We start from the raw sequence: 1,865 nt of genomic DNA on the forward strand, positions 1-1,865 counted from the left end.
CCGTGCACTGTCACACCGGCAGCACGTGCGCCCCGGTGCGGTCCGTGCTCAGGCACAGCGAGCACACGTGCGCCGCGTGCGCGACGCAGGCCGTGACGTCCGGGCGCTCGTACTCCTGGCCGCAGACGTGGCACGGGTACGGGCTCGCGCTCGGGTTGCCGTCCTCGTCCAGGAGCGGCGCGGCGACCCCGTCGTCCGTGCGCCGCAGGTAGTACTTGCCGCGCGTCACCAGCGCCATGACCGGGGTGAGGACGAAGGCGATGACGACGGCGGCGACCGGCGAGTAGGGCTGGAGGGTGTCACCGAGCGCGTGGAAGTACATCGCGATCGACAGGCCCGAGGCCGCGACGAAGGAGACGACACCGACCGGGTTGACGGCGTAGAGCATCCCGCGCCGGAACTCCGGCTGAAGCGGCGAGAGCTTGAGCACGTACTTGTTGATCATGATGTCCTCGCGACGGTCACGACCCAGGCGATCGCGCAGTTCGAATAGAAGCTCAGGATGTCGTTGAGGAAGCTGAACATGTCCGCCTCCATCAGCGCGAGCGCGAAGCCCAGGTTGACGAGGACGAAGACCATGCGGCCCGGGTAGCGGCGGGTCACCCGCGTGAAGGAGTTCGTCCAGGCGAGCGAGCCGGAGTACGCGTTCGTCACGTTGATCTTGATCTGGCTGATCACGACGAGGACCACGGCGAGCGGCACCACGAGCCAGGAGGGCATCATCGCCTCGAACGCGCCCCGGAACTGCTGGATCGGCTCGGTCGCGGCGGCCGGTCCCACCCCGGAGAGGATGTACACGGCGAGGAAGACGCCGATCGCCTGCTTGAGCGCGCCGAGCACGACCCAGCCGGGACCGGCCATGACGACCGCCGTCCATCACGCGCCGGTTCTCCTCGGTGCGCGGCGGCATGAAGCGCAGGTAGTCGATCTGCTCGCCGATCTGCGCGATGAGCGAGAGGCACACGCCCGCGGGCTCCCTCAGGAAACGTGTACGGACATGGCGCGCTGTGATGCACCTGCGGCGTGGCCCCCGCTCAGGGCCGCTGGTGCTCGTTCCCCGCGGCCTGCCCGGCGCTCCCGGGCGTGCGATGGCGGCGTGGCGCGCGGCCCGGGCTCAGGAGCAGGTACGCCGCCCCGCAGGCCGAGAGCGCCGCCGTTCCCCGCGAAGACCGGTCCCGCGCCCCAGGCCCCGATCGCGGCCCCCGCCACCGGGTACGACAGCGGCGCCAGGCCGACCATCGTGAGCATGACCACGGAGGTGACCCGGCCGAGGTAGGCGGGGTCCGCCGCGTACTGGAGGAGGCTGTTGTTGAGGCTCCCCGCCGCCCCGGCCGCGAGCCCGGTGAGCGCCGCGCACCCGGCGGCGGCGCCGAGGACCGGTACGAAGCCGAGCGCCGCCGCGCCCGCGCAGGCGAGCCCGAGCGTCCCGCCGAGCACGAGACCCGCCCGCGGCACCCACCCCACCGCGGTGAGGAGCGCCGCGCTCGCCGCCGCCCCCGCGCCGAAGGCCCCCACGATCCACCCGTACCCCGCGGCGCCCCAGCCGCGTTCGGCGTCGAGCAGCAGGAGGCCGACACCGAGCGTCGAGCTGAGCCCGAGTTCGCACAGCGCGAGCGCGAGGACGAGCGGCCTGAGGAGCGGGTGCCGGCGGATGTGGCGCAGACCGTCGGCCAGCTCGGCGCGCAGGCCGCCCGCGCGCACCGGCTCCGCGCCGCTCCCCTTCCCGGCCGTCAGGGGGCGTATCCGCAGCGCGTGCAGGAGCGGCAGCGACCCCGCGAAGAGCGCCCCGGCCACCGCGAAGGCGAGCGGTACCCCGCCGAGCCCCAGCGCGAGGCCCGCGAGCGGTGGCGCGCCGATCTGGCTCA

Annotated in this window: 2 pseudogenes; both read right to left on the reverse strand. The window is 73.5% G+C overall.

Annotation, left to right across the window (positions count from 1 at the left end):
- Positions 1 to 10 precede the first annotated feature (10 nt).
- Positions 11 to 970, reverse strand: a pseudogene (locus tag SSBG_RS28665) (purine-cytosine permease family protein); the annotation flags it as partial.
- Between the two features lie 8 nt (positions 971 to 978).
- A pseudogene (locus SSBG_RS28670) lies at positions 979 to 1,865 on the reverse strand (MFS transporter); the annotation flags it as partial.

This window comes from Streptomyces sp. SPB074, assembly GCF_000154905.1.
Taxonomy (GTDB): Bacteria; Actinomycetota; Actinomycetes; order Streptomycetales; family Streptomycetaceae; genus Streptomyces.